Source organism: Tritonibacter horizontis (genome assembly GCF_001518015.1).
In the GTDB taxonomy this organism is placed as follows: Bacteria; Pseudomonadota; Alphaproteobacteria; order Rhodobacterales; family Rhodobacteraceae; genus Epibacterium; species Epibacterium horizontis.
In genome coordinates this window covers 35,319-62,108 of sequence record NZ_LPUY01000017.1, presented here as the reverse complement: position 1 = coordinate 62,108, position 26,790 = coordinate 35,319, and the positions used below count along the sequence as shown (strand labels likewise).

Sequence of the window (26,790 nt, the reverse complement as noted above, 5' to 3'; positions counted from 1 at the left end):
CGAGATGAAAGACGCCAATTTCCTGAAAGAACACAATGCCCGCAGCCTCTGGCATCCGATGGCGCATCCGGGCGACAGCCTGGCCAACCCGCCCACCATCGTCACCGGTGCTGCCGGCGTGCGCATCACCGATGTGGACGGGCACGAGGTCGTCGACGCTGTCGGGGGACTGTGGAACGTCAACCTCGGATTCTCCTGCCAGCCGGTCAAGGATGCCATCGCGGCCCAGCTGGAGGTCCTGCCCTATTACTCGACATTTCGGGGCACCTCCAATGACCAGGTGATCCAGCTGGCCGAGGAGCTGCGGGATTTCTTTGCCCCGGATGGGCTGAGCCGCGCGTTCTTCACCTCCGGCGGATCGGATTCGGTCGAGACGGCGCTGCGGCTGGTCCGCCAGTATCACAAACTGCGCGGCGCGCCGGGCCGGGTGAAATACCTCAGCCTCAAGAAGGGCTACCACGGCACCCATTTCGGCGGTGCCTCGGTGAATGGCAACGCCAACTTTCGCACCGCTTACGAACCGCTGCTGCCGGGCTGTCACCATATTCCCGCCCCCTATACCTATCGCAATCCTTTCAACGAAACCGACCCGGAGCGCCTGGCCCAGCTCTGTCTGGCGGCCCTTGAGGACGAGATTGCCTTTCAGGGGGCCAGCACCATCGCCGCCTTCATCATGGAGCCGATCCTGGGCGCCGGCGGGGTGATCCCACCGCATGAAAGCTTCATGCCCGGCGTGGCCGAGATCTGCGCCAGACATGGTATCCTGCTGATCGCCGATGAGGTGATCACCGCCTTTGGTCGCACCGGATCCTGGACCGGGTCACGCCACTGGGACGTGCAGCCGGACATGATGTGCACCGCCAAGGCCATCACCAACGGCTATTTCCCCTTTGGTGCGGTGATGATCTCGGAACGGCTGGTGGATACGTTTGAAAAGGACACGACGGGCCAGGCGGCAATCGGCCATGGCTATACCTATTCCGGCCATCCCGTCGGGGCGGCGGCGGCGCTGGCCTGCCTGGCAGAGACCCGGCGGCTCGATGTGCCAACCAATGCGGCGGCGCGCGGCACGCAGCTTCATGCCGGTCTCGAGGCGCTTCAGGCGCGCTACGATCTGATCGGTGACCTGCGCGGTGGCCATGGGCTGATGTCGGCGCTGGAACTGGTGAGCGACCGCAACACAAAAGCGCCCATCGACAAGCAGACCATCAAGACGATCCAGGAAGTCACCTATCAGGCCGGCACCATGGTGCGGGTCAGCGGCCCCAACATCATCCTGTCACCGCCCCTGGTGCTGACCGCAGCAGATGTCGATCAGATCCTGTCTTCGCTTGATGCCGGCCTCGCCGCCGTCTCCTGACCTCGGGGCCTGACGCGCCCGCCTTTGGCCCCCGCGAGGGGGCCGAAGGCCACCAGATACCATGGCGGGCCCGAAGCCTATGGCTTCGGGCCCGCATCTGTCGGTGGCGCCGCTGGCGCGGCGCGGTCGCGCCTGTGGCACGGGCCTGGCTTTTTCGCAGGCCTTGCCTTGCGTCCCGGGGGAGGGTCAGACGGTGAAACAAGCCCACCGCCGTTTGCCACCGTCCCTGCCGACGGTTACGCTGACGGCTCTGACGGCTCTGACGGCTCTGTCTCCGCCGGGCGCAGACAGGTCCAGACAGATCGGCTTGACACCTCCTCGACCTTCTTGAACCCCGCCTCGCGCAGGATCGTCTTGCACCGCCGCATCCCCGCGACCTCATAGGCATCCGGGTGGAATTCGATCACCACTGCCCGGAACGGGGCCAGATCCATCGCTTCCAGCAGCGCCAGTTCGCCGCCTTCGATGTCCATCACCAGGACCGTCGGCTGGAAGGCTGCGATCACCTCGGCAACATCGACCGTCTCGACCTCGACCGCCCGCGCCGAACGGTTGCCGTCATTCAGGAGCGAGGAGCCAAGATAGGAGTTATGCAGGTGAAACGTCATCGTCGTCGGCCTGTCCTTGCCGGCAAAAAGCACCTGATTGCGCAGCTCGATCCGGTCGCCCAGGTCGTTCATCTCGTGCAGCGCCCGGATCACCGGGATCAACTCCGGGTTTGCCTCAAACGACAGCACCTTTTGCGCCCCCGCCTTGCTGGCAATCACCGCACCGACGATCCCCAATCCGGCCCCCGCCTCCAGCACGCGATCTTCGGGGCGCACGACATGCAGCGCGCCCTTGATTTCGTGCCGTTCATAGCGAGCGGCATTGATCCGCTCGATCCGCTTCTCGCTGAGAAACCGTGACCGGGGCACTTTGACGCCAAGACAATTGGCGGCAACCTCCTGTGTCACGACCGGTGTCTCAACCGTTTCATTCGCCTGATCAGACATTGTCCCGCCCATTTTGCCTGTTGTTCTGGCCGCCACCTTGGCGCAGGGGCACCACAAAAGGCAAGCATGGTGATGGCGCGCCCGGGGTGCGCTCAGACAAAATGCACGTAGAAATCACGCAGGGCATCGCCCTCCAGATCGCGGGTCTTGCGGACCTCTTTCTGCTTCATGAACACATGGTTGGCGACCAGCTCCGCACCCACCGCCTCGCTCAGGGCGCGGTCCTTTTCCAGATCCGCAACCGCCCCCTTCAGGGTCATGGCGGTGCTGTCGCGGGTATCGGTGCGGTCAAACCCGTCGCCGGTCTCCATCGGTGGCAGAGAATACCCCTGCTCGACCCCCAGCCGAGCGGCCTGCAACAGCGCCGCCACCGTGGTATAGGGGTTCGACGACGCATCCGCCATCCGGTGTTCCAGCCGTGCCTTGGCGCCCCCTTCAGAGCTGATCCGGGTGGTGACATTGCGATGATCGCCGCCCCAGTTCTGCCAGAAGCCCGACAGGCTGCCCGGTTGCAGCCGCATGTAGCTGTTGGCGGTGGGCGCGATCAACCCGGCCAGACCCTTGTGATGATGCAGGAAACCGGCCAGACAGCCGCGCGCCAGATCGTTCATGTGCTCAGGCCCCCCGCGCGGCCCCGAGGACAGCGCATTGCCGCCGCCTTCGTCCGAGAACGACATATTCACATGCATGCCAGAGCCACCGCCCCCTGGCACCGGTTTCGGCATGAAGGTCAGCACGATGCCATATTCCAGCGCGATCTCGCGGGCCATCAGGCGAAACAGCACGATGTCATCCACCGCCTTCACCGCATCGTCAAAGGTCAGCGTGTATTCAAACTGCGGCGTGTCGAACTCGGCTGTGATCATATCGAGCGAGAAGCCCATTTCGTCCGCCATTGCCCAGATCCGGTCGTTGAACCGCAGCGGATCCGCAAACGGACCGGTGCCATAGACCACCCCGCCCGGCGTGTCATAGGGCACCAGACGGCCGTCGTCGTCGGGCTGCAGCGCATAGGCCTCCAGCTCGATCCCGATCTTGGGACTGAGTCCGCGGGCCTGCCAGGCGGCCACCGCGCGTTTCAGCGCCCCCCGCGGACAGAGCGACAGCGGCGCGCCGGCGTCATCATAAAGATCCCCGAGCACGATCTTGGTCGAGGCATGCCAACTGTCGCGGATCTCCTCGCCGCGCCAGCGCAGCTCCATATCCGGCAGTCCCTGTTTCACCATCGACCCCGGCGCATCCAGCAGGTCGCGGTCATAATGGGTGCCAAAAACCGAGCGGCAGAACCGCGTGTCGTCATCACCGATCTTGGAGTGCGGCAGGTATTTTCCGCGCATGATGCTGAGGTGGTCGCAAAAAAGCGCGCGCAGCCGAGTCTTCATCTGGTTTCCTTTCCTGTTGGACAGGCCTGCGCATCTTTGGCGTGCGTCTTGGCCCGGATTGGGTCCCAACAGAGGGCAGCGGCCGACCTCGGGTGGGTGCGAAGCGCCCTCCCGTGCGGGAGGTCGGGCGCTGTCCGGGCAACCGCCCGAACGGGTCTTCTGTTGAGCCTACGCGGCCTGTACCCGCACCGGCAATTCCTTGATGCCGCCGACAAAGTTCGAGCGCAGGAATTTCTGCTCTCCCGCCGGTTCAATCGCGGTAATCCGCTTGGCCAGTTCCTGAAACAACACCGTCACCTCCAGCCGCGCCAACCACATGCCAAGACAGACATGCGGGCCGAACTGGCCAAAGGACAGATGCCGGTTCGGGCTGCGACGCAGGTTCACCCGGAACGGATCGTCAAAATAGCTGTCGTCGCGATTGGCAGAGATGAACCAGTAGAGCACCTTGTCCCCGGCCCGGATCAGCTTGCCGTGCATTTCGACATCCCGCGTCGCGGTGCGCCGAAAATAAAGCGCAGGCGTCGCCCAGCGGATGATCTCATCCGCTGCCGTCTCCCAGATATCGCCGCCCGCCTGCATCTGCGTCAGCAGTTCCGGCTGATGGCACATCGCCTGAATGCCCGCCGCGATGGAATAGCGCGTGGTGTCATTGCCGGCCGCCACCAGCAGGCAGAAGAAATTGCGAAACTCCGACTCGGTGATGGTGGAGCCGTCGCGGGCCGGCGCCAGGATCATGTTCAGCACGCCAGAGGTATCACCTGCGCGCGCCTTCGCCTCCATCAACTCCTTGGCATAGATGTACAATTCCGCCCCCGCTGGGGAGTTGAAGGGCATCAGGCGAAATTCATCCGTGTCCATCTTGTCGAGCACATGTGAGGTGAAGTCCGGGTCGGTATTGGCGATCAGCGCGTCGCCCTTTTCCACCAGCCACGGCAGATCCGCATCCGGCAGGCCGACGACGCGACCCAGCATCCGCATCGGCAATTGCCGGGCGATCTCCTTGGTGGCGTCAAAGGTGCCTTTTTCCAGCACGGGGTCGAGGATCTCGGCGCAAAGATCGCGAATGTCCTGTTCGTATTGCGCCATCGTGGTCTTGGAGAACGCCTTGAGCAGTTTCATCCGCACCTGCGCATGCTCCGGCGGGTCGGTCTCCTGAAAGGTACGCCGCGCGAGGTATTCCTCGTAGGTCTGATCCTCCATGCGGATGCCTTGCGCCGAGGAGAACACTTCGGTGTTCTTGTTCATCCGGGTGATGTCGTCATAGCGGGTCACCGACCAGAAATTCTGCCCGCCGGGATAGTCGGTCCAGTGCAGCGGATCCTCGCGTCTGAGCCGCGCAAAAGTATTGTGCGGCGCGCCTTCGGCAAAGGTGTCATGGCAGGACAGATCCGCATGGCCGCTGTCGGTCGGGGTCCAGATGGTCATCGCGGGTCTTCCTTTGACTTGCTTCGTGTGTATACTATTAAGCACCGTAAATATGCATATGGGAAGCCCGAAGATGCAGATTGCCATTCTCGTGACCAACACGGACGACAGCGCGTTTGCCCAGGCCCATCCCAGGGACGGCGCCAAATTCACCACGCTGGTACAGATGGCCCGCCCCGACTGGTCCTGTGACGTGTATTTGGCAAAGGGCGGTATTTTTCCCGAAGACATAACGACTTATGATGGCGTCATGATCACCGGCAGCCCCGCCTCCACCCGCTCCGGCGCGGCCTGGATCGACCGGCTGATGGGGCTGATCCGGCAGATGCATGACGCGCGGCTGCCGCTGTTTGGGGTCTGTTTCGGGCATCAGGCGATTGCCCTCGCCTTGGGCGGAACCGTGGACCACCTGCCCGGCGGCTGGGTGCATGGGCTGACATGGAATCACCTTGTCGCGCGGCCGGACTGGGCCCGCGCCCTGCCGGATGAGGTCGCAATCTACGGCTCGCATGTGGAATATGTCCGCGATTTGCCCGAGGGCGCCGTGCCGCTGATGACACGCGACGGCATCAACACCGGGTTTACCCTTGGCGACCATATCGCCACCACCCAGCACCACCCCGAGATGGACCATGGTTTCATCTGTGCCCTGACCGAGGAATTGCGCAGCCATATGGGGCCAGAGGTCTACGCCCGCGCGCAGGACAGCCTGTCCACCGCCGCCGACCAGCCCGCCCTGGCCGAGGCCATCGCGCGTTTTTTCGAGGCCGCGGCGCGCGCCTAGGCCAGCGCCGCCAGCAGGTCCATGACCGTCACCTGATCGAACAGCACATGCGCCTGCATGGCAGCCTCGGCCCCCGCGCGATCATGGGCAAAGATCTTCCCGGCAATCTCGCGATGCTCCAGCGCCGATTGCGCAATCGCACCGGGATAGCGATAGCGCGCCCGGTAATAGGCCATCAGCTTGCGCGCGTTGGTCTTGATCATCTCCACCAGAAACGGGTTTGCCGCGCCCAGCGCCACGGTTTCGTGAAACACCAGGTTCAACTGGTAGTAGCCGTCCGGGTCCGCGTCGCCATGGGTCTGCGCGTGGCTCTCGCAGGCCCGGGTCGCGGCCTCCAGTCGGGCGCGCAGCGCGGCAGAGATCCGGCGCGCGGCCAGCCCGGCCGCCTGCCCCTCCAGCTGCGCATGCACCTCCTGAATGGCGAGGAACTCCTCCAGCGTCGGCTTGAACAGCACCGCCCCCTTACGCGGCAGACGGCGGATCAGGCCGGTGGCCTCCAGCTGGATATAGGCCTCGCGGATCGGTGTGCGCGACACGCCGTGGCGACTGGCCAATGTCGGCTCGTCGATTTCCTGGCCCGGCGCCAGGCGGCCCGCGTCGATATCCGCAAGGATCGAGGCAATCAGCGTCTCGGTCTGCCCGGCCATTTCGGTCTCCTGCTGCTGCGTCCGGACCTGCTTACGGCAGCCGCCCTGCGCTTGGCAACTCGTGTCGGCCAACCGGACCCCTGATGCAAGTGGCGCTACACCGCGGCCGGGATCGCCTCAACCGCGCCTTCGCTGGCCACGATCCGGCACAGAAGATCACCCCGAAGAACCTGATCGCCCGCCACCACCGGCAGCGCCACGATGCGCCCTGTCTGGCCCGCGCGAATGTCCTGCGGCCCCGATACCCCGTGCAGCACCAACAGCACCTCCCCCTCCTGCACCAGATCGCCGACACCCCGGCGCAGTTCCTGCAGGCGACCGCTGTGCGGGGCATGAAGTTCGCCGCGCGCCACCTGCGACCGGTCCGGCGACGACTTCGGACAGAGCATCAGGGCAAAGATCCGCTGTTCGGTCGCCAGATGCAGCTGTGCGCCGTCAAACACCTGCGCCCGCAGCCGCACCGGCGCCCCATCGAGCAAGATGCGCATCTGACCCTTTGCGTCGCGGTCGCGGGCCAGCGTCAAGGTCAGGACCCCGACCCGGATCTGCAGCTGGTCCCCCTGATCCTCGACCCGCAGGATCACCGCCCCATCCGCCTCAGCCAGACCGGGCGGCAGCACGCCCTGGGTCGCCCGCAGGCGCAGCTGCCGGTTCAATGCGCCCTGGCTCGACCAGCTCCGCAGTTCAGGCGGCACATGCGGGGTCTGCGCGGCGGCCTCCTCTGCCGCGCGCCAGTAGAACAGGGCAGCGCCAACGGCGATCTCGCCCGCAGACAGGGTCATGGCCGAGATCCGCGGGAAATGCTCTGCCAGAAATCCGGTGTGCACCGCAGCACTGGCAAAGGCCGGATGGCCCAGCGCGTCGATCAGCATGTCCCGGTTGGAGGTCACCCCAAAGACCAGCGTCTGCTGCAGGGCACGCCGCAGGCTCAGGCGGGCGTCGTCGCGGGTGCGGCCATGGGCGATCAGCTTGGCCAGAAGCGGCTCGAAATGCGTCGAAAGCACCTGGCCGCTTTCGACGCCTGCATCGACGCGAACCCCCTCGCCCGGTTGCCATAGCGCCAACCGACCGGCCTGGGGCGCAAAATTCTCTGCCGGGTCCTCGCCATACAGACGCGCCTCGATGGCGTGGCCCTCAAACCGGATGTCGTCCTGGGCGCGCCCCAGCGGCGACCCCTGCGCGATGCGCAGCTGTTCCTGCACCAGATCGACCCCGGTGATCGCCTCCGTCACCGCATGTTCCACCTGCAGCCGGGTGTTCATCTCGATGAAATGAAACCGGCCGCTGCTGTCGAGCAGGAATTCCACCGTCCCCGCGCCGACGTAGCCGATCGACCGTGCGGCGGTGATGGCGGCCGCGCCCATCTCGGCGCGCAGGGCCGGCGTGACCCCCGGCGCCGGGGCTTCCTCGATCACCTTTTGATGGCGGCGCTGCACCGAGCAATCCCGCTCGCCCAGATGCAACAGGGTGCCATGGGCATCCGCGAGGATCTGCACCTCGACGTGGCGCGGGTCGTCCAGCGCCTTTTCCAGCAGGACATGACCGGAGCCGAACACCGTCGCCGCCTCGGCCTGCGCCTGCCGGAGCGCGGTGTCAAAGGCATAGGGACCTTCGGCCAGTCGCATGCCCCGCCCACCGCCGCCGTTGGAGGCCTTGATCATCACCGGGTAGCCGATCCGGGCCGCTTCGTCCGCCAGCCGTCCGGGGGCCTGATCGGCGCCGTCATAGCCGGGCACGCAGGGCAGACCCGCCGCCGCCATATGCTGGCGGGCCCCCGACTTGTTGGCCATCCGGGCGATCGCCTCGGCAGAGGGGCCGATGAAAATCAGCTCCGCCCGGTCGCAGGCGGTGGCAAAGCCCGCGTTCTCCGACAGGAGACCATAGCCGGGATGGATCGCCTGCGCCCCACAGGTGCGGGCCGCCGCGATCAGCGCCGCAATCGACAGGTAGCTGTCGGCCGGCGGCCCCTCGCCGATGCACAGGCTGTCATCCGCCAGCCGCACATGCGGGCTATCGGCGTCGGCACGGGTATGGACGGTGACGCATGTGATCCCCATCGCCCGCGCCGACCGGAGGATCCGCAGCGCGATCTCGCCCCGATTGGCGATCAGAAGCCGGGTGAAAGGGCCGGTTTTCGGCGGTCTCGTCATGCCCGCACACTCCGGTCCCCTCCAGCGCGCAGCTGTCGCGCCCGCGCCTCCTGGCAGGTGTCCAGACAGATCCCGATCACCCGGCGGCTGTCGCGCGGGTCAATCATCCCCATGTCCAACCCCTGACCGGAAGTGAAGAACGCCTCCGACTGCCGGTCAAAATGGCGCAGCACCGCGTCGCGCTGGCGACCAAGGCGCGCCTCGTCAATGCCGCGGCCACAGCGGGCGGCAGTGCGGCGGGCGACCTGTTCCATGGTCAGGGCCGCGTGGCCGCTGGCCAGGGCGCCGCTGCGGGCATTCGGCCAGGAGAACAGAAAATCCGCCCCCGCGCCCTGCCCCCCCATGCCACTATTGCCCACCCCGAAACTGGCGCCGACCAGAAGCGCGATTTTGGGCACACTCAGGGTGGCCACGGCCCGTATCATACGCGCGGCTTGCGGGATCATCCCCGCCCGCTCCGACCGGGAGCCAAGCGCGGTGCCTGTTGTATTGTTGAGGAAAATCATCGGAGTATCCGCGCGCTCCATGGCCTGCAGGAACTGGCAGGCCTTGCGGCCCCCCTCCGGGTCAAGCGGTCCGTTGTTGCCAAGCAGGCCCACATCATGCCCCATGATCCGCGCCTGCCAGCACGGCAGGGCCATGCCGTATTCCGGCTTGAAACGCCGCAGGGATCCGCCATCCACCAGCCGCAGCGCCAGCTCTGTCATGTCAAACGGATTGCGGTAATCCGCGCTGACCACATTCAGGATGTCATCCGGCGGGTAGGCCGGCGCCGCATAAGGCGCACGCGGGCCGGTACAGGTCTGCCAGTGCAGGCCCTCGACCCAGCGGCGGGCGATGGCCACCGCATCGGCATCGCTGGCGGCCAGATCATCGACCAGCCCGGTGACCTCCGCATGCATCTGCGCACCACCCAGAGCCGCGCCGCCGACCTCTTCGCCGGTCAGCGCCTGAACCGCGGCGGCCCCGGCCAGCATCGCCTGGCCCCGGCCACGAACGGCAATCACATGATCCGCGCCCCCGGCCAGACAGGCCTCTGCCGCCGTTGCCACACCATGCAGGACCGTGACCACCGGAACGCCCGCAGCCGACAGCCGCGCAAAGGCGCCAAGACAGTCCCCGGCGCGGGCCCAGCTCTCCACTCCGTCGCGCATCGGGTCCGTGCCGATGCTGTCCATCAGAAAGAGAAAGGGCAGTTTCTGCCGCCCTGCGATGGTCACAAGCCCCAGCAACTTGTCCGCCGTTTTCCGCGTTCGCGCGCCACCCATGATGGCAGCATCATCGACGCAGACCATGACCCGCACCCCAGCGACAAACCCGATGCCGGCGATCATCGACGCCCCCGGCACCGAGGTCGCCGGGTCCGGGTCGTCGACCAGATAGGAAATCATGTTGAAAAGTTCGAGAAACGGCAGCCCGGGATCCAGAAGCGCGGCCAGCCTGTCCCGGGGTGAGAGCTGGCCGCGTCGTTCATATAACTGGTGTTTTTCTGCGCTTTTGGCCGCCGCCCGCGCCTCCAGTCGGCGCATTCTGGCGATCAGCGCCTCCATCTCGGCACGATTGTGCGACAGGCCGGTGTCCGTGGGGGTAATCCTGCTGTAGACGGCATTCATAACAGTCTCCTTTCAGATCTGAAACTCGGCCCCCACCGAGCTGCCGCTGACAGCTTCGTTACCCTCATTGCTCGCTACTCCCCAGCAGCGACCAATCCACCGATATCGGCGCAGCAAGCAGCAGCTGCGCGAACCCTCTGCCCTGCGGGTCACTGCGCAGGGAGGACGTGCCCCCGCCGGCCAGCGCCTTTGTCAGGGTAATATTTACGGCCGCCATGCCGGGAACGAAATGGCGGGTCATGCTGCCCTCTTCCATCAGGTGCCCGAAGACACGTTCCAGATGTCCGATGCTGAGCCCGGCCCAGATCCACGGCAGCTGCTCCGGCTGGCGTGCGATCACGCCGAGATTGACGGTATCCCCCAGATCGCCACTGCGCGCCCAGGCCAGACGCGACAGCGGCACCGACACCACCGCCCCCCGCGACATCGGCGCGCGCGGCGGAACATGTGATTTCGGCGGCTTTGGCTCTTCTGGCAGGGCGGTCCTGGGGCTGGTCAGCTTGCGCTCAAAATCGGTTCCGACCTGGACCGTCAGCGGCACCTCGGATTTGGGCATCAGAAAGGAAAACAGCGACAGCACCGACGTCGGGCGTGGCGCCGACCCGGCATAGCCGCACAGTCCGGGCGGCGCGGCCATTGCAAGACCATTCACGGCCTTGAGAAAGGTCATGGCCCCGGCGGCCTCGGCATGGCGCACGGCGATTTTGACGACCACATCGCGCACGGCGTCAGTGGCCCGCAGCGCGCCGAATTGGGCTTCACTGCCATGGAATTCAACGCTGCTGTGACTGAAGCCCTGCATTTTACGGGACTCCAGAATGGCCGAGGCCTTGGCCAGGGCCGCCTCGGCGAACCGCTCGGCCTTTTGCTCCGCCCCTTGACCGTAAAAGGGGAAATACTGGCCGACCTTGAACCCGTCGGCCCAACTCACGCAGGTTCGGTAGTGGTCGGGCGAGGGATTGCCACGGGCGCCGCGCACCTGCACCCGGTCGGGGCCGATCTGCTCCACCTTGACCTCGGAGAAATCGCAGACCACATCGGGCACCACATAGGACTGCGGATTGTCGATCTCGCAGAGAATCTGCTCGCTGACGGTGCCGCGACTGACCAGTCCACCGGTTCCTTCGGGTTTTGTCAGCACAAAGCTGCCATCGCCGGCGATCTCGGCGATCGGGTAGCCCAGCGTGTCGATGCCGGATGTGACGGCGTCCCAATCGGTGAAATTGCCGCCCGTGGCCTGGACGCTCCCCGACAGCACATGCCCCGCCAACGCGCCACCGGCAAGGTAGTTGTGATCGCGGATATGCCAGCCGAACCGGTGGATGGCGGCCCCCAGCGTCAGGGCGGTTTCGTCGCAGCGGCCGGTAATGACGATATCGGCCCCCTCTTCCAGCGCCGCCGCGACGGCCTTGGCGCCGATTTCCGCATGGATGCTGACGATCGCCTCGGCCTGTGGAAAGGGAGCTTTGGTGAACATGTCGATGGGCGCGCGCTTGACCAACTCCGGCGCCTGGGTGATCAGATCGTCACCCGCGATGACCGCCACCCGCAGTGACAGCCCGGCCCGTTTGATCACCTCCCGCGTCGCGGTGGCCAGCGCCGCCGGATTGACCCCGCCGGCATTGGTGATCACCTTGACCCCCTGATCGGAGATGCGTTTCAGGTTCGGCACCAACGCGTCATGCAGGAAATCCGGCACGAAACCGGCCTTCGCATCGCGGGCCCGCGCCCGCGCCAGCACCGCCATGGTGATCTCGGCCAGGTAGTCATAGACCAAAACGTCGATCTGGCCCGTCGCCAAAAGTTGCGGGGTTGAATGCGCGGCGTCGCCCCAATATCCGCAGGCGCCGCCGATACGCAGAACGTTACTCAATTCGGGCAGCCTGTTCTTCCTCTTATCCTCAGGGTTTCTTCAGTCTGACCTGTCAGCCGAGCCACAGCGACTCGGTTTCCAGTGCAGCTATCATGCCGCAGACTATGCGCCTGAGTCTCGGGACTGTCACAATTTTCTTATTTTTACGGTGGGTTATCGGTTGCGACGCGCCGGCCGTGGGAGGTATCGCAATTTACGTTACACAAAATTCAGAAAACATCTATTTCTGTTACATTTCATCTTGAGCCGAATCAAAGCCGCGCCTAGACTGCGCGGGACTGAGCCTGTTCAGGGGCCACGGCTGCTGCTCCCCTGACCGCACCGGAGGAACCAGCCATGTACGCGCAAATGGTCAAATCGACCGGCAAGGGCGTGATGTCGCGGGCGGATATGTCGCCCGAAGACGCCGCCTTTCAGGATCGCATCGACGCGGGCGAGAAGATCGAGCCGAAGGACTGGATGCCCGAGGGGTATCGCAAGACGCTGATCCGCCAGATCGGCCAGCATGCCCATTCCGAAATCGTCGGCCAGCTGCCCGAGGGCAACTGGATCACCCGCGCGCCGACGCTGGAACGCAAGGCGATCCTGCTGGCTAAGGTGCAGGACGAGGCCGGCCATGGGCTCTATCTCTATGGAGCCGCCGAAACGCTGGGTATTTCCCGCGACGAGATGACCCGGATGCTGCTGGACGGGCGGATGAAATATTCGTCGATCTTCAACTACCCGACCCTGACCTGGGCCGATATGGGCGCGGTCGGCTGGCTGGTGGATGGCGCCGCCATTATGAACCAGGTGCCGCTGCAACGGACCTCCTTCGGCCCCTATTCCCGCGCCATGATCCGCATCTGCAAGGAAGAGAGCTTTCACCAGCGTCAGGGCTTTGACATCATGATGAAGATGGCAAAGGGCACGCCCCAGCAAAAGGCGATGGCGCAGGATGCGCTGAACCGGTTCTGGTTCCCCTCGCTGATGATGTTCGGCCCCTCCGACAAGGATTCAGTCCATTCGGCGCAGTCGATGGCCTGGCGAATCAAGATGAACACCAATGACGAGCTGCGGCAGAAATTCGTCGACCAGACCGTGCCGCAGGCGGATTACCTCGGGCTCCGGGTGCCGGATGAAAACCTCAAATGGAACGCGGACAAGGGCGGCTACGACTTCTCCGAACCCGATTGGGAAGAGTTCTTCGAGGTGCTCAAGGGCAACGGTCCCTGCAATGTGGACCGCCTGGCGGCCCGCAACGCCGCCTGGGACAACGGCGCCTGGGTGCGCGACGGGCTGATGGCCCATGCCGAGAAGAAACGCGCCCGCAAGACGGCGGCGGAATAGGCGCCCGTCACGTTTTGACATGCCCTGCGGCAGCCCCGCGCGCCTTCTTCACTGGGGCGCGGCCTGTCTCAGCACCGAAAGGACAGACCATGAAAACCGAATGGCCCCTCTGGGAAATCTTCATCCGCGGCCAGCATGGCCTCAGCCACCGTCACGTTGGCAGCCTGCACGCCGCTGACGCCGAAATGGCGATCAAGAACGCCCGCGACGTCTACACCCGCCGCAATGAAGGGGTGTCGATCTGGGTTGTCGAGGCGGAGGCGATCACCGCCTCCTCCCCCTCGGACAAGGGGCCGATGTACGACCCGTCCGAAAGCAAGGTCTACCGCCACCCGTCCTTTTTCGACATTCCCGATGACGTGGGGGCGATGTGATGTCGCAGGATCAGGCGCTCGCTGAATTTCTCCTGCGGATGGGGGACAACACGCTGATCCTCGGCCATCGCACCAGCGAATGGTGCGGCCATGGCCCGGCGCTGGAGGAAGACATCGCGCTGGCCAATACCGCGCTGGATCTGATCGGCCAGACCCAGATGTGGCTTGGCCTCGCCGCCGAGGTGCAGGGACAGGGCAAGACCGCCGATGACCTCGCGTTTCTGCGCGATGCCTGGGAGTTTCGCAACCTGCTGCTGGTCGAGATGCCGAATGGCGATTTTGGCCAGACCCTGATGCGACAATTCCTGTTTGATGCCTGGCACGTCCTGCAACTGCGGGCCTTGACCTCCTCCTCTGACGCGCGTGTCGCCGCCATCGCCGCCAAGGCGGTGAAGGAAGCGACCTACCATCTGGACCGCTCCGCCGAGACGGTGATCGGCCTTGGCGACGGCACCGAGGAAAGCCACGCGCGCATGCAGGCGGCACTGTATTACCTCTATCCTTACGTGGGCGAGATGTTCCTCAGCGACGCGGTGGATGCCGCGCTGGTCGAGGCCGGCATCGCCCCCGATCCGGCCTCCCTGCGGGCGGAGTTTGACGCCACCCTCGCCCGCGTGCTGGGCGAGGCGACGCTGACCCTACCGGCGGCCCGGCGTGCCCGTGGCGGTGGCCGCGATGGCAAGATGCACACCGAGCATCTCGGCCATCTGCTGACCACCATGCAGTGGATGCAGCGCGCCTATCCGGGAGCGACGTGGTGATGTTTGCTTTGCCCTGTCCTATTGCCCTGAGGGCCGCGTCCGGCCCGGCGGGGGGGGCGTGGAGCGCCCGCCCCGTGAGGGGCGGGACGGGCGTGGCCCGGCCTATCGGCCGGACCGGAGGTTCATTGTGACCGACACCCAATCCAACCAGCCCTCCCTCGCGCAGATCTGGGACTGGCTCGACGCGGTGCCCGATCCGGAAATCCCGGTGATCTCCCTCGTCGACCTCGGCATCGTGCGCGATGTTGAGTGGAGCGACGACGGCCTCATCGTCACCCTGACGCCGACCTATTCCGGCTGCCCCGCCACTTCGGTCATTCGCCTCGACGTGAAAACCGCACTCGCCGCCCACGGCATCGACCGGCTCACGATCAAGACCCAGATCGCGCCGCCCTGGACCACCGACTGGCTGTCGGACAAGGGCCGCGCGCGGCTGGCCGACTACGGCATCGCGCCGCCCTCCCCGGCCGGTGGCCCCGACCAGTGCCCGCGCTGCGCCAGCCCAAAGGTGACCCGCGTCAGCCAGTTCGGCTCCACCCCCTGCAAGGCCCATTGGCGCTGCGACGCCTGTCTGGAACCCTTCGACTATTTCAAGTGTATCTGAGGAGGCCCGCCCCTTGACCAGCCCGATGGCCCGCTTTCACCCGCTCGAAGTCACCGAGATCAAACACACCATCCGCGACGCGGTGGTGGTGACGCTGAAACCGCTCAATGGTGCTGCGGCGGCGTTCGACTTTACCCAAGGCCAATACCTGACCTTCCGCCGCACGTTTGACGGCACCGAACTGCGCCGCAGCTATTCGATCTGTGCCGGCCGCGACGACGGCCTCCTGAAGGTGGGCATCAAACGGGTCGAGGGCGGTGCCTTTTCCACCTGGGCCAATACGGAGCTCAAGGTCGGCGACACGGTCGAGGCGATGCCCCCGCAGGGGCGGTTCTTTACCCCCCTCGATGCGAGCGCCGAAAAACACTACCTCGGCTTTGCCGGCGGGTCGGGCATCACGCCGGTGCTGTCGATCCTGAAAACCACGCTTCAGACCGAACCCCGGTCACGTTTCACGCTGGTCTATGCCAACAAGGGCGTGAACTCGATCATGTTCCGCGAGGAGATCGAGGACCTGAAGAACCGCTACATGGGCCGTCTGTCGGTGATCCATGTGCTGGAAACCGACGCGCAGGAGGTGGACCTGTTCACCGGTCGCGTCACGCAAGAGAAATGCGCCCAGCTGTTTGAACGCTGGATCCCTATTGGCGCGATCGACACCGCCTTTATCTGCGGGCCGGAACCGATGATGCTCGGCATTGCCGCCGCCCTGCGCAGCGCCGGTCTGGCAGATGACCAGATCAAGTTTGAACTCTTCGCCTCCAACCAGCCCGGCCGCGTGACGCAACAGGCCGCCGCGACCGGGCTCGCCGCCCGCGCGCCGGTAACGGCCGCGATCACGCTCGACGGCGCCACCCGCACCGTGACGCTCGACCGCAACACCACCGTGCTGGAGGCCGCGCTGGAGAACGCGATGGACGCGCCCTGGTCCTGTCGCGCCGGGGTCTGCTCCACCTGCCGCTGCCGGGTGATCGAGGGCGATGTCGAAATGGCCGCCAACCACGCGCTGGAGGATGACGAGGTCGCCAAGGGGTTTGTGCTGTCCTGCCAGTCCTACCCGCTCAGCGACCGGCTGGTGATCAGCTACGATGCCTGACCCCGGCCGCTGGTCAAATTCCATCCGTTTGCCGCGGCCTTTCGCACTGGACCTTGCCCGGCCCGCCGCCTAACGTCACCCCCTATCCAGATTTCCAAGACCCGAGGTTTCCCCATGGCTGTCGGCAAAAACATCCGCACCTATTTCAACGGCCAATGGCATGACGGCGATGTCGCCATCATGTCCGCCGCCGATCACGCCGCATGGCTTGGCTCGTCCGTCTTTGACGGCGCGCGCTGGTTCGACGGGGTCAGCCCCGACCTCGACAAACATTGCGCCCGCGCCAATGCCTCGGCCGAGGCGCTGATGATGGCCGCGACCGTGCCGGCCGACCAGATGGTCGAGATCGTGCGCGAGGGGCTCAGCGCCTTCTCGCCCGACAGCGCGGTCTATATCCGGCCGATGTACTGGGCCACCGAAGGCGACCAGACCATGATCGCCCCCGCCCCCGAAGCGACCAAATTCGCCCTCTGCCTTGAGGAAATCCCGATGGCGCAAGCGGCCGCCTCGGCCACCCTGACCCGCACCAGTTTTCGCCGTCCGGTGCTGGAATCCGCTGTGGTGAATGCCAAGGCCGGCTGCCTTTATCCCAACAATGCCCGCATGTTGCGCGAAGCCCGCGCCAAGGGGTTCACCAATACGCTGACCTGCGACGCGATGGGCAACGTGGCCGAAACCGCGACCTCGAACGTGTTCATGGTCAAGGATGGCGAGGTCTTCACCCCGATTGCCAATGGCACCTTCCTGGCCGGGATCACTCGTGCCCGCCATATCGAGAACATGCGCGCCGACGGTATTCAGGTGCATGAAACGGTGCTGAGCTACGCCCATTTCGAGGCCGCGGACGAGGTCTTCCTGTCTGGCAACATGGCCAAGGTGACCCCCGTCACCGCCTTTGACGATGTCAGCTATCAGCACGGTCCGGTGACCCGCCGGGTGCGCGAAATGTACTGGGACTGGGCCAAATCCGCCTGATCCCGGCACCGCCCCGCGCCGGGCGCCGCACCCAGGAGCCCCCACAGTTCTATTGCGTCGCCCGGTTGCTTCGGCCAATATGCCGCAAGGACGACAGGGGGTAGGATGCGCAAGTTTCTAGTGGTGCTGGATGACAGCCGCGAATGCCTGAACGCCATGCGGTTCGCGGCCATGCGCGCGGCAAAGACCGGCGGCGGCGTGCTGATCCTCTCGGTGATCCCGCCGGATGAATTCAACCATTGGATCGGCGTCGGCGAGGTCATGCGCGAAGAAGCCCGCGAACGCATCCATGCCCATTTCGAAGTTTTCGCCAAATGGATGCGCGACCGTCAGGGCGTGGACCCCGAGCTGATGATCCGCGAGGGCGACATCGTGCCGGAAATCCTCGCCCAGATCGAAGAGGACCCGGAGGTCGGCGTGCTGGTGCTTGGCGCCGCCAGCGACCGCAAGGGCCCCGGCCCCATCGTCACCCAACTGACCCGCACCGCCGGCACATTGCCCTTGCCGATCACCATCGTGCCCGGTGATATGTCCAAGGAAAGGCTCGAGGCCATCACCTGACGGCCCCGTGCAGCTCACCCGCCCGCCACGCCGCCCTTGCAAGGCGCTTGCTGAAAGCCTTGCATTTCGCGCCGCAGCCCCTAATTTAGAATCATTCCAAAACTTGACAGGCCACCGGGCAGGTCGCATATGCAGACCATGTTGACCGGGCCAGCCTGACGGAGAGCCGAGATGTTTATCCAGACCGAATCCACGCCGAACCCGGCGACCCTGAAATTCCTGCCCGGCCAGACTGTTCTGGATGCGGGCACGGCCGATTTCCCCACCGTCGAGGCGGCGGGAAAATCCCCGCTCGCCCAGCGCATCTTTGCGGTTGGGGGCGTCACCGGCGTGTTCTTTGGCAATGACTTTGTCACTGTCACCAAGGATGACACCGTTGAATGGGACCACATCAAACCCGCCGTACTGGGCGCGGTGATGGAACATTACCAATCCGGCCAGCCGGTCATCGACGAAGGCGGCCAGCAAGCCTCCGGCCATGCCGAACACACCGGTGAGGATGGCGAAATCGTCAACCAGATCAAGGAACTGCTGGACAGCCGCGTGCGCCCGGCGGTGGCACAGGACGGTGGCGACATCACCTTTCACGGGTTTGATCGCGGCGTTGTTTACCTCCACATGCAGGGCGCGTGCGCCGGCTGCCCGTCCTCGACACTGACCCTGAAGATGGGGATCGAGAACCTGCTGCGGCATTACATCCCCGAGGTGACCGAAGTGCGCCCGGTTGCGGTCTGACTCTTTGCCGCCTGAGCAGATGACAGACGATCCGCTGATCCTGGCGTTTGACACATCGGCCGCGCATTGCGCGGCCGCTTTGTTGCGCGGCCCGCAGATCCTCGCCCAGCGACAAGAAGACATGGCAAAGGGACAGGCCGAACGCCTGATCCCGCTGCTGGAAGAGATCCTGGCCGAGGGCGGCGCCAGCTTTGGCGCGCTGTCGGCGCTGGCCGTCGGCATTGGTCCGGGCAATTTCACCGGCATCCGCATTTCCGTCTCGGCGGCGCGGGGCCTCGCGCTCGGGCTGGAGGTGCCGGCCATCGGCGTCTCCAGCCTGGACGCACAGGCTTTTGGCACCGACGGCCTGGTGGTCTCCAGCCTCGATGCGCGGCGCGAGGGGCTTTATGTGCAGGTGATCAGTTCAGCAGCTCCCGCGTCGGCGCCCTGCCATTGCACGCTCGACACGTTGCCCGCCGATCTGCCGACCACCGGTGCCGCGCCACGTTGCATCGGCCACCGCGCCGACGAGATCGCCGCCCGATGTGGCGGCACAGTGACTGCCGCCCGCTACCCGGTGGCAGAGGCCATCGCCCGCGTCGCCGCCAGCCGGATTGGCCGCACCGACCTGCCGCCCCCTGCGCCGCTCTATCTGCGCCCGGCAGATGCAGCCCCGTCGCGCGACCAGCCGCCCGTGCTTCTGGATGACTGAAGACCAGAGCCCGTCGGCGCTGGCCGCGACTCATGCCGCGGCCTTCACCCAATCGCGCCCCTGGACCACGCAGGAATTCGCCGATCTGCTGGCGGATCGCTTCACCCATCTGACCGGCGATGGCCGCGCCTTTGCGCTGGTGCGCGAGATCACCGACGAGGCGGAACTGCTGACCATCGCGACCCATCCAGACCATCAACGGCAGGGTCACGGCACCCGCATTATGCAGGACTGGATGAGAAAGGCTGCACAACGTGGTGTCACGACAGCTTTTCTCGAGGTCGCAGCAGACAATGGCGCTGCCCAGGCGCTATACTCAAGTTGCGGATTCGGGCTTGTCGGGATTCGAAAGGCCTATTATCCGCGCCCAAAGGCAGCAGCGGCAGACGCATTGCTCATGAAACGGTTGTTTCCCTAAGGGAAACAGGTGTTTTTGGACCGGGTGGTCAAAAAAATGTTGACCCCGACCCAACGCAGCAGGCTAAATCGCTCCACCTTTTTGAATGGACACGCCCGCCCCGCGGGAAAAAAAAGACCAACTGGGAGTACCTGAATGACCCTGATGAAATCGCTCATGGGCGCGGCGGCTGCGGTCGCGCTGTCGGCTGGCGCCGCACTGGCCGACCCGGCCCTGATTTTCGACCTTGGTGGCAAGTTCGACAAATCCTTCAACGAAGCGGCGTATAACGGCGCCCAGCGTTGGGTTGAAGAAACAGGTGGCGAATACCTGGAAATCGAATTGAAATCCGACGCCCAGCGCGAACAGGCCCTGCGCCGCTTTGCAGAGCGCGGCGCGAACCCGATCATCACCATGGGCTTTGCCATGACCTCGACGATCGAAAACGTGGCGCCGGACTACCCGGACACCAAATTCGTCAACATCGACGGCTGGGCCGATCTGCCGAACGTGCAGACCATCTCCTTTGCCGAGCATGAAGGCTCCTATCTGGCGGGCGTCATGGCCGCCGAAGCCTCCAAATCCGGCACCGTCAGCTTTATCGGTGGCATGGACATCCCGCTGATCCGCAAATTCGCCTGTGGCTATGCCCAGGGTGTGAAGTCGGTGAACCCGGACGCCACTGTCGTCTCCAACATGACCGGCACCACGCCGGATGCCTGGAACGATCCGGTCAAAGGCTCCGAACTGGCCAAGGCGCAGATCTCGCAAGGCTCTGACGTTGTCTTTGCCGCGGCAGGTGGCACCGGTGTTGGCGTTCTGCAAACCGCTGCGGATGAGGGCGTTCTGTCCATCGGCGTCGACAGCAACCAGAACCACCTGCATCCCGGCAAGGTCCTGACCTCCATGATGAAACGCGTGGACGTGGCCGTTTACAACGCGCTGAAGGACGGCGCCGATCTGGAAACCGGTTTCCAGAACCTCGACCTCGCGGCCGATGGTGTTGGCGTTGCGATCGACGAGCATAACGAAGCTCTGGTCACCGACGAGATGAAAGCCTCCGTCGAAGCGGCCCGCGCCGCCATCGTTGCCGGCGATGTGGTCGTGCATGACTACACCAGCGACGACAGCTGCCCGGCTCTCAGCTTCTGATCCATGTGATCTGCGCCCCGTGCCCACAGCGACCCGCCTTTTGCGGTCGCGCCGGGGACGGGGCGGTCCAATTTGGCCCGGAGGTCGCTTTCAGCTGCCCTCCGGGTTTGGTTTTTCCCGTGCCGGTCCTCTTGGTGACAAGAACATGAACGACGGCCTTCGGGGCCGCCCCCGCAGCAACCGGCGGTGAGATGAACAGGGGAGCCCGCATGACGGCACCAGCAATCGAACTCAAAGGCATTTCCAAGGCCTTTGGCCCGGTCCAGGCGAACAAGGACATCTCGATCAGCGTCCAGCCCGGTACGATCCACGGGATCATCGGCGAAAACGGCGCCGGCAAATCCACGCTGATGAGCATCCTCTACGGGTTCTACAAGGCCGACAAAGGCGAAATCTGGATCAAGGGCACCAAGACCGAGATCCCCGACAGCCAGGCCGCCATTTCAGCCGGCATCGGCATGGTGTTCCAGCACTTCAAACTGGTCGAGAATTTCACCGTTCTGGAAAACATCGTCCTCGGCGCCGAAGACAGCGGTCTTCTGATGCCCTCCCTTTCGCGCGCCCGCAAGGAGCTGAAGGAGCTGGAGGAAGAATACGAACTTTACGTCGACCCCGACAAGCGCATCGACGAGATCGGCGTTGGCCTGCAACAGCGGGTGGAGATCCTCAAGGCGCTTTATCGCAAGGCCGACATCCTGATCCTGGACGAACCCACCGGCGTGCTGACCCCGCCCGAAGCGGACCAGCTGTTCCGCATTCTGGACCGTCTGCGCAGCGAGGGAAAGACGATCATCCTGATCACCCACAAGCTGCGTGAAATCATGGAATATACCGACACGGTATCGGTGATGCGCCGGGGCGAGATGAACGCCACCGTGAAAACCTCGGAAAGCAGCCCCGAGCAGCTGGCCGAGCTGATGGTGGGCCGCAAGGTTCTGCTGCGGGTGGACAAAGTGCCCGCGCGTCCCGGCAAACCGGTTCTGGAAATCGAAAACCTCTCTGTCGTCGACAGCGCCGGGGTAGAGCGGGTCAAGGGCATCGACCTGACCGTGCGCGCCGGCGAAATCCTCGGTCTGGCTGGGGTGGCCGGCAATGGCCAGTCGGAACTCCTCGAAGTGCTGGGCGGCATGCGTGTCGGCACCGGCACCATTCGCGTCAACGGCGCCCCCCTGCCCCTCTCGGGCAGCGGATCGGACGCCCGGTCGCGCCGGCACGCAGGCATCGCCCATGTCCCCGAAGACCGCCAGCGCGAAGGCCTGATCATGGATTTCCACGCCTGGGAAAACATCGGCTTTGGCTACCACCGCGAGGAAATCTATCGCAAGGGCGTCCTGTTGAACAACGCCGCCCTGCGCGCCGACACCGAGGCCAAGATGGCAAAGTTCGACGTCCGCCCCCCCAACCCCTGGCTTGCCGCCAAAAGCTTTTCCGGTGGCAACCAGCAAAAACTCGTTGTGGCACGCGAAATCGAACGCAACCCCGACCTGCTGCTGATCGGCCAGCCCACCCGCGGCGTCGACATCGGGGCGATTGAATTCATCCACCAGCAGATCGTCGCCCTGCGCGACCAGGGCAAGGCGATCCTGCTGGTCTCGGTGGAACTGGAAGAGATCCTGTCGCTCAGCGATCGGGTTGCGGTGATGTTTGACGGCAAGATCATGGGCGAACGCCCCGCAGATCAAACCGATGAAAAAGAACTCGGCCTGATGATGGCCGGCGTCGCGGGGGAGGCCGCGTAAATGGAAAAAATGCCAAAATGGGCCGATGTGGTTCTGATCCCGGTGATCAGCCTGCTGCTGGCCGCCCTGATCTCCGCAATTGTGATCCTGCTGATCGGCGAAAGCCCGATCGAGGCGCTGGACCTGATGGTCGAAGGCGCACTGGGCTCCACCAATGGCTGGGGCTATACGCTCTATTATGCCACCAATTTCCTGTTCACCGGACTTGCGGTGGCGGTCGCGGCCCATGCCGGGCTGTTCAACATCGGCGGCGAAGGTCAGGCGATGCTCGGCGGGCTGGGGCTGGCGATTGTCTGCCTTTATATTCCCTTCCCCCATTGGTCGATTGCCCTGCTCGTTGCGGGCCTGGGGGCCGGGCTCTTCGGGGCGGCCTGGGCGGCGATCCCCGCCTATCTGCAGGCCAAACGCGGCAGCCATATCGTGATCACCACCATCATGTTCAACTTCATCGCCGCCGCGGTGCTGAACTATATGCTAGTGAACACCCTGAAACCCAAAGGGTCGATGGAACCCGCAACCGGCCGCTTCCCCGAAAGCGCACAATTGCCGTCGCTGCATGACATCCTCGCCCCCATCGGCATCGAGTTTTCCAAATCCTCGCCCGCCAATGTGACGCTGTTTGTCGGCATTGCCGCCTGCGTTGTGGTCTGGGGCCTGATCTGGCACACGCCGCTCGGACACGAGATCCGCGCGCTTGGCAAATCCGAACGCGGCGCGGTCTATGCCGGGATTTCACCGGTACGGACCGTGATGATCACCATGCTGATCTCCGGCGCGCTCTGCGGCCTGATGGCCACCAACAACGTCATGGGCGAGGCCGAACGGCTGGTGCTGAACGCGACAGAGGGAGCCGGGTTTATCGGCATCGCGGTGGCCCTGATGGGGCGCAACCACCCCTTCGGCGTCTTCCTCGCGGCAATCCTGTTCGGCTTTCTCTATCAGGGCGGCGCGGAACTGGCGCTCTGGACCAATATCCCGTCGGAACTGATCGTGGTCATCCAGGCCCTGGTGATCCTGTTCACCGGCGCGCTCGACAATATGGTGCGGATGCCGATTGAAAAGATATTCCTCGCCCTCAGGAAGGAGAACGCCTGATGGATTTCCTCACCCTGATTCAGGTGCTCGACAGCACCATGCGCATGGCAACCCCGCTGCTGCTGGCCTGCCTGGCCGGTCTGTTCTCGGAACGCGCGGGCATCTTTGACATCGGCCTTGAGGGCAAGATGCTGATGGCGGCGTTCTTCTCCGCTGCGGTTGCGGCGGCCACCGGCAATGTCTGGCTCGGCCTGCTGTCCGGTGTCGCCTCTTCGCTGGTGCTCTCGGGCCTGCATGGGCTTGCCTCCATCACCTTTCGCGGCAATCAGCTGATTTCCGGCGTGGCGCTCAATTTCCTGGCCTCTGGTCTGACGGTGCTGATCGCCGAAAGCTGGTTCCGGCAGGGCGGGCGCACGCCGTCCCTGCTCACCGACGGGCGGTTCAACGGGATCGAGCTGCCCTTTGCCATCGGCCCCGCCGATGCGGCGGCCGCCGACCGTCCCCTGAACGAGCTGATCAAGGAAGCAGGCCCGATCCAGCAGCTCTACTCCGAGCTGATCTCCGGCCATTCCATCCTGGTCTATGTGGCGCTGTTGTTTGTGCCGCTGACCTGGTGGGTGCTGTTTCGCACCCGCTTTGGCCTGCGGCTGCGGGCGGTGGGGGAAAACCCGGCGGCGGTGGATACCGCAGGTGTTTCCGTGCAGGGGCTTCGGTTTGCGGCAGTGGGCATTTGCGGCCTGCTCTGCGGCATTGCCGGCGCCTATCTGGCGACTGGCCTGCAGGCCGGCTTCGTGCGCGAGATGACCTCCGGGCGCGGCTATATCGCGCTGGCGGCACTGATCTTTGCCAAATGGCGGCCCTGGCATGCGCTGGGGGCCTGTCTGCTCTTTGGTCTGCTGCAGGCCATCGCCCTGCGATTCCAGAGCATCCAGTTCGGCGGCTTTACCATCCCGGTGCAGGTGATGGACGCCCTGCCCTATATCCTGACCGTGGTGATCCTCGCCGGTTTTGTCGGCAAGGCGATCCCGCCCCGTGCCGGCGGCCAACCCTATGTGAAGGAACGCTAGGGCCACGCCAGCCCCGGCCAACAGGCCATCCCATCAGCGGGCATCCGCCCGCGCCTGTAGCGCCCCCGCCTCAGTTCCGAGCGCGGGGGCGTTTTTCCAAGACTGGCAGTCGCTTTCGAAATTTCCCTGCACTACAGTTGGTCCAAACCAGCGCCGCATCCTCTGCCGCGCGGTATTTTATTGACCGAACGCACAATAAAAGACCCGTCACGGATATGAACATCTATCTTCCCATCGCCGAAGTCTCCGTGAACGCGTTCCTCGTTCTGGGACTTGGCGGCATGGTGGGGGTGCTGTCGGGGATGTTTGGCGTCGGCGGCGGGTTTCTTCTGACGCCGCTTTTGTTCTTTATCGGCATCCCGCCCGCCGTCGCGGTTGCCACCGGGGCCAATCAGATCGTCGCCTCTTCGGTCTCTGGCGTGCTGGCCCACCTGCGCCGCCGCTCGGTGGATCTCAAGATGGGGGTGGTGCTGCAGGTCGGCGGCATGATCGGCGCGGTCCTTGGCATTGCGATCTTCAACTACCTGAAATCGCTGGGTCAGGTCGATCTGTTCGTCACCCTGTGCTATGTGGTTTTCCTTGGCATCGTCGGCGGGCTGATGTTCATCGAAAGCGTCAACGCCCTGCGCAAATCCAGACGCGGCACCCCGCCCAAGCGCAAGCAACGCGGCTGGGTCCATAGCCTGCCGTTCAAGATGCGGTTTCGCACCTCCGGGCTCTATATCTCGATCCTGCCTCCCGTGGCGGTTGGCCTCTTTGTTGGTATGCTCACCGCGATCATGGGCGTCGGCGGCGGCTTTATCATGGTGCCCGCAATGATCTATCTCCTCGGCATGCCCACCAAGGTGGTGGTCGGCACCTCGTTGTTTCAGATCATCACCGTCACCGCCGCCACCACCATGATGCATGCGATCACCAACCAGACAGTCGATATCGTGCTTGCGGTGCTGCTGCTGGTGGGCGGTGTGGTCGGGGCCCAGTTCGGCACCCGCATCGGCATGCGCCTGAAGGCAGAGCAACTGCGGATCCTCCTGGCGCTGCTGGTGCTGCTGGTCTGCGCCAAACTGGCGCTCGACCTCTTGTTGGAACCCAGCGAGATCTACTCGCTCAGCCCGGTCCGGGTGACGAAATGAGGATCCTGCGGTCCCTGCACGCCCTGCTGGCCTCCCTCTGTGCGGCCTGTGTCCTGGTCTTGGTCGCCCCATTCGCCTCAGTCACCTCACCCGCCCAGGCCGAGGAGGTCGTGCTGGGCCTCAGCCACGACCGCGTCGCCATCACCGCCAATTTCGATGGCTCCGAGATCCTGATCTTCGGCGCGGTCAAACGCGAAACCCCGATCCCGACCACGGCCCCGCTGGAGGTGATCGTCACCGTCTCCGGCCCCAAGGAGCCGGTCATCGTGCGCCGCAAGGACCGCAGCATGGGGATCTGGGTCAATACGGCAAGTGTGTCGGTGGATTCGGCGCCGAGCTTTTACGCGGTGGCCACCAGTGCGCCCTTCGGCGCCGTACTGCGCGATACCGAGGATCTGCGCCACAAGATCTCCATCCGCCGCGCGATCCGTTCAGTGGGCTCAACGCTGCAGGGCGCGCAGGATTTCTCCAACGCGCTGATGCGCATTCGCGAGGAAAAGGGCTTTTATTCCCTGCAGGAAAACGCGGTCACGCTTGATGAACAGACCCTGTTCCGCACCGCCCTGCAAATGCCGGCGGATCTGATCGAGGGTGAATATGAGACGCGGATTTTCCTCACCCGCGCTGGCCGGGTGGTCTCGCGATACGAGACCGTGATCCAGGTGAACAAGGTCGGGCTGGAGCGGTTTCTCTACAACCTGTCACAGGACCAGCCGCCGCTCTATGGCCTGCTGGCCCTGGTGATTGCGGCGCTGTCAGGCTGGGGGGCGGCGGCGCTCTTCCAGATGCTGCGCAACAGCTGATCCCGGACGCGCCCGGCGCCGCGCACCAGCGCGGCGCCACGCCCAACCGGACAAGGTCCAATATGACCCAGCCCAACTGGGCAGGGTCACATTGGACTGGGTCCGG

Annotated in this window: 25 protein-coding genes; 18 read left to right on the top strand and 7 right to left on the bottom strand. The window is 64.7% G+C overall.

Going from position 1 to position 26,790, the window contains the following annotated elements:
• Positions 1–4: 4 nt before the first annotated feature.
• The gene (locus TRIHO_RS03670) at positions 5–1,360 is read left to right on the top strand and encodes an aspartate aminotransferase family protein (RefSeq protein WP_068240512.1); all 1,356 of its coding nucleotides are present in this window, start codon (positions 5–7) and stop codon (positions 1,358–1,360) included.
• A 236-nt stretch (positions 1,361–1,596) separates the two neighbouring features.
• Here TRIHO_RS03670 and TRIHO_RS03665 read toward each other — a convergent pair whose 3' ends face one another.
• From TRIHO_RS03665 to TRIHO_RS03655, 3 genes are all read right to left on the bottom strand, one after another.
• On the bottom strand, positions 1,597–2,355 hold the full coding sequence (locus tag TRIHO_RS03665; protein ID WP_068240510.1) for an FkbM family methyltransferase: 759 nt from the start codon (positions 2,353–2,355) through the stop codon (positions 1,597–1,599).
• Between the two features lie 92 nt (positions 2,356–2,447).
• On the bottom strand, positions 2,448–3,737 hold the full coding sequence (locus TRIHO_RS03660) for a type I glutamate--ammonia ligase (RefSeq protein ID WP_068240508.1): 1,290 nt from the start codon (positions 3,735–3,737) through the stop codon (positions 2,448–2,450).
• 168 nt (positions 3,738–3,905) lie between these two features.
• Positions 3,906–5,165, bottom strand: a complete 1,260-nt coding sequence (locus TRIHO_RS03655) for a cytochrome P450 (protein WP_068240506.1) — start codon at positions 5,163–5,165, stop codon at positions 3,906–3,908.
• Positions 5,166–5,238: 73 nt separating this feature from the next.
• Between TRIHO_RS03655 and TRIHO_RS03650 the strand changes: the two genes are divergently transcribed.
• Entirely contained in the window at positions 5,239–5,949 is a 711-nt protein-coding gene (locus TRIHO_RS03650; RefSeq protein ID WP_068240504.1) for a type 1 glutamine amidotransferase, read from the top strand.
• On the opposite strand, the gene TRIHO_RS03645 is transcribed toward TRIHO_RS03650, so the two are convergent.
• From TRIHO_RS03645 to TRIHO_RS03630, 4 genes are all read right to left on the bottom strand, one after another.
• Complete coding sequence (locus tag TRIHO_RS03645; protein WP_068240502.1) at positions 5,946–6,596, bottom strand: GntR family transcriptional regulator; 651 nt, start codon at positions 6,594–6,596, stop codon at positions 5,946–5,948. The genes TRIHO_RS03650 and TRIHO_RS03645 overlap by 4 nt on opposite strands.
• A 95-nt stretch (positions 6,597–6,691) precedes the next feature.
• Positions 6,692–8,746 (bottom strand): ATP-binding protein, encoded by a 2,055-nt coding sequence (locus TRIHO_RS03640; RefSeq protein WP_068240501.1) that lies wholly within the window; start codon positions 8,744–8,746, stop codon positions 6,692–6,694.
• The gene (locus tag TRIHO_RS03635; protein WP_068240499.1) at positions 8,743–10,359 is read right to left on the bottom strand and encodes a carboxyl transferase domain-containing protein; all 1,617 of its coding nucleotides are present in this window, start codon (positions 10,357–10,359) and stop codon (positions 8,743–8,745) included. Before TRIHO_RS03635 ends, TRIHO_RS03640 begins: the two co-directional genes overlap by 4 nt.
• A 64-nt stretch (positions 10,360–10,423) precedes the next feature.
• The gene (locus TRIHO_RS03630; protein ID WP_068240497.1) at positions 10,424–12,232 is read right to left on the bottom strand and encodes an acyclic terpene utilization AtuA family protein; all 1,809 of its coding nucleotides are present in this window, start codon (positions 12,230–12,232) and stop codon (positions 10,424–10,426) included.
• A gap of 336 nt (positions 12,233–12,568) precedes the next feature.
• On the opposite strand from TRIHO_RS03630, the gene paaA reads away from it, so the two are divergent.
• The 16 genes from paaA to TRIHO_RS03550 all read left to right on the top strand — a co-directional run bounded on the left by paaA (position 12,569) and on the right by TRIHO_RS03550 (position 26,684).
• Positions 12,569–13,561: a 1,2-phenylacetyl-CoA epoxidase subunit PaaA gene (gene paaA, locus TRIHO_RS03625; protein ID WP_068240495.1), complete on the top strand. Its 993-nt coding sequence runs from the start codon at positions 12,569–12,571 to the stop codon at positions 13,559–13,561.
• A gap of 89 nt (positions 13,562–13,650) precedes the next feature.
• Positions 13,651–13,935 (top strand): 1,2-phenylacetyl-CoA epoxidase subunit PaaB, encoded by a 285-nt coding sequence (gene paaB, locus TRIHO_RS03620; protein ID WP_068240493.1) that lies wholly within the window; start codon positions 13,651–13,653, stop codon positions 13,933–13,935.
• Complete coding sequence (paaC, locus tag TRIHO_RS03615; protein ID WP_068240491.1) at positions 13,935–14,696, top strand: 1,2-phenylacetyl-CoA epoxidase subunit PaaC; 762 nt, start codon at positions 13,935–13,937, stop codon at positions 14,694–14,696. Before paaB ends, paaC begins: the two co-directional genes overlap by 1 nt.
• Before the next feature lie 127 nt (positions 14,697–14,823).
• On the top strand, positions 14,824–15,300 hold the full coding sequence (gene paaD, locus TRIHO_RS03610; protein ID WP_068240490.1) for a 1,2-phenylacetyl-CoA epoxidase subunit PaaD: 477 nt from the start codon (positions 14,824–14,826) through the stop codon (positions 15,298–15,300).
• Positions 15,301–15,325: 25 nt separating this feature from the next.
• Positions 15,326–16,396, top strand: a complete 1,071-nt coding sequence (locus TRIHO_RS03605; protein WP_068240488.1) for a 2Fe-2S iron-sulfur cluster-binding protein — start codon at positions 15,326–15,328, stop codon at positions 16,394–16,396.
• A 114-nt stretch (positions 16,397–16,510) separates the two neighbouring features.
• Complete coding sequence (locus TRIHO_RS03600) at positions 16,511–17,371, top strand: branched-chain amino acid aminotransferase (protein ID WP_068240486.1); 861 nt, start codon at positions 16,511–16,513, stop codon at positions 17,369–17,371.
• Between the two features lie 105 nt (positions 17,372–17,476).
• Positions 17,477–17,932, top strand: a complete 456-nt coding sequence (locus TRIHO_RS03595; RefSeq protein WP_068240484.1) for a universal stress protein — start codon at positions 17,477–17,479, stop codon at positions 17,930–17,932.
• Between the two features lie 171 nt (positions 17,933–18,103).
• Positions 18,104–18,667, top strand: a complete 564-nt coding sequence (locus TRIHO_RS03590) for a NifU family protein (RefSeq protein WP_068240482.1) — start codon at positions 18,104–18,106, stop codon at positions 18,665–18,667.
• Positions 18,668–18,686: 19 nt separating this feature from the next.
• Positions 18,687–19,358, top strand: coding sequence for a tRNA (adenosine(37)-N6)-threonylcarbamoyltransferase complex dimerization subunit type 1 TsaB (tsaB, locus tag TRIHO_RS03585; RefSeq protein ID WP_068240480.1), 672 nt, complete (start codon positions 18,687–18,689; stop codon positions 19,356–19,358).
• Entirely contained in the window at positions 19,351–19,776 is a 426-nt protein-coding gene (gene rimI, locus TRIHO_RS03580) for a ribosomal protein S18-alanine N-acetyltransferase (RefSeq protein WP_068240478.1), read from the top strand. The genes tsaB and rimI overlap by 8 nt, the downstream gene beginning before the upstream one ends.
• A gap of 135 nt (positions 19,777–19,911) precedes the next feature.
• Positions 19,912–20,907, top strand: coding sequence for a BMP family lipoprotein (locus TRIHO_RS03575; protein WP_068240476.1), 996 nt, complete (start codon positions 19,912–19,914; stop codon positions 20,905–20,907).
• A gap of 209 nt (positions 20,908–21,116) precedes the next feature.
• Positions 21,117–22,646, top strand: coding sequence for an ABC transporter ATP-binding protein (locus TRIHO_RS03570; protein WP_068240474.1), 1,530 nt, complete (start codon positions 21,117–21,119; stop codon positions 22,644–22,646).
• The gene (locus TRIHO_RS03565) at positions 22,647–23,741 is read left to right on the top strand and encodes an ABC transporter permease (protein ID WP_068240472.1); all 1,095 of its coding nucleotides are present in this window, start codon (positions 22,647–22,649) and stop codon (positions 23,739–23,741) included.
• On the top strand, positions 23,741–24,748 hold the full coding sequence (locus TRIHO_RS03560; protein ID WP_068240470.1) for an ABC transporter permease: 1,008 nt from the start codon (positions 23,741–23,743) through the stop codon (positions 24,746–24,748). The genes TRIHO_RS03565 and TRIHO_RS03560 overlap by 1 nt, the downstream gene beginning before the upstream one ends.
• 215 nt (positions 24,749–24,963) lie before the next feature.
• Positions 24,964–25,881: a sulfite exporter TauE/SafE family protein gene (locus tag TRIHO_RS03555; RefSeq protein WP_068240468.1), complete on the top strand. Its 918-nt coding sequence runs from the start codon at positions 24,964–24,966 to the stop codon at positions 25,879–25,881.
• A complete protein-coding gene (locus TRIHO_RS03550) occupies positions 25,878–26,684 on the top strand; it encodes a TIGR02186 family protein (protein ID WP_082705007.1) in 807 nt (268 codons plus the stop codon). Before TRIHO_RS03555 ends, TRIHO_RS03550 begins: the two co-directional genes overlap by 4 nt.
• Positions 26,685–26,790 lie beyond the last annotated feature (106 nt).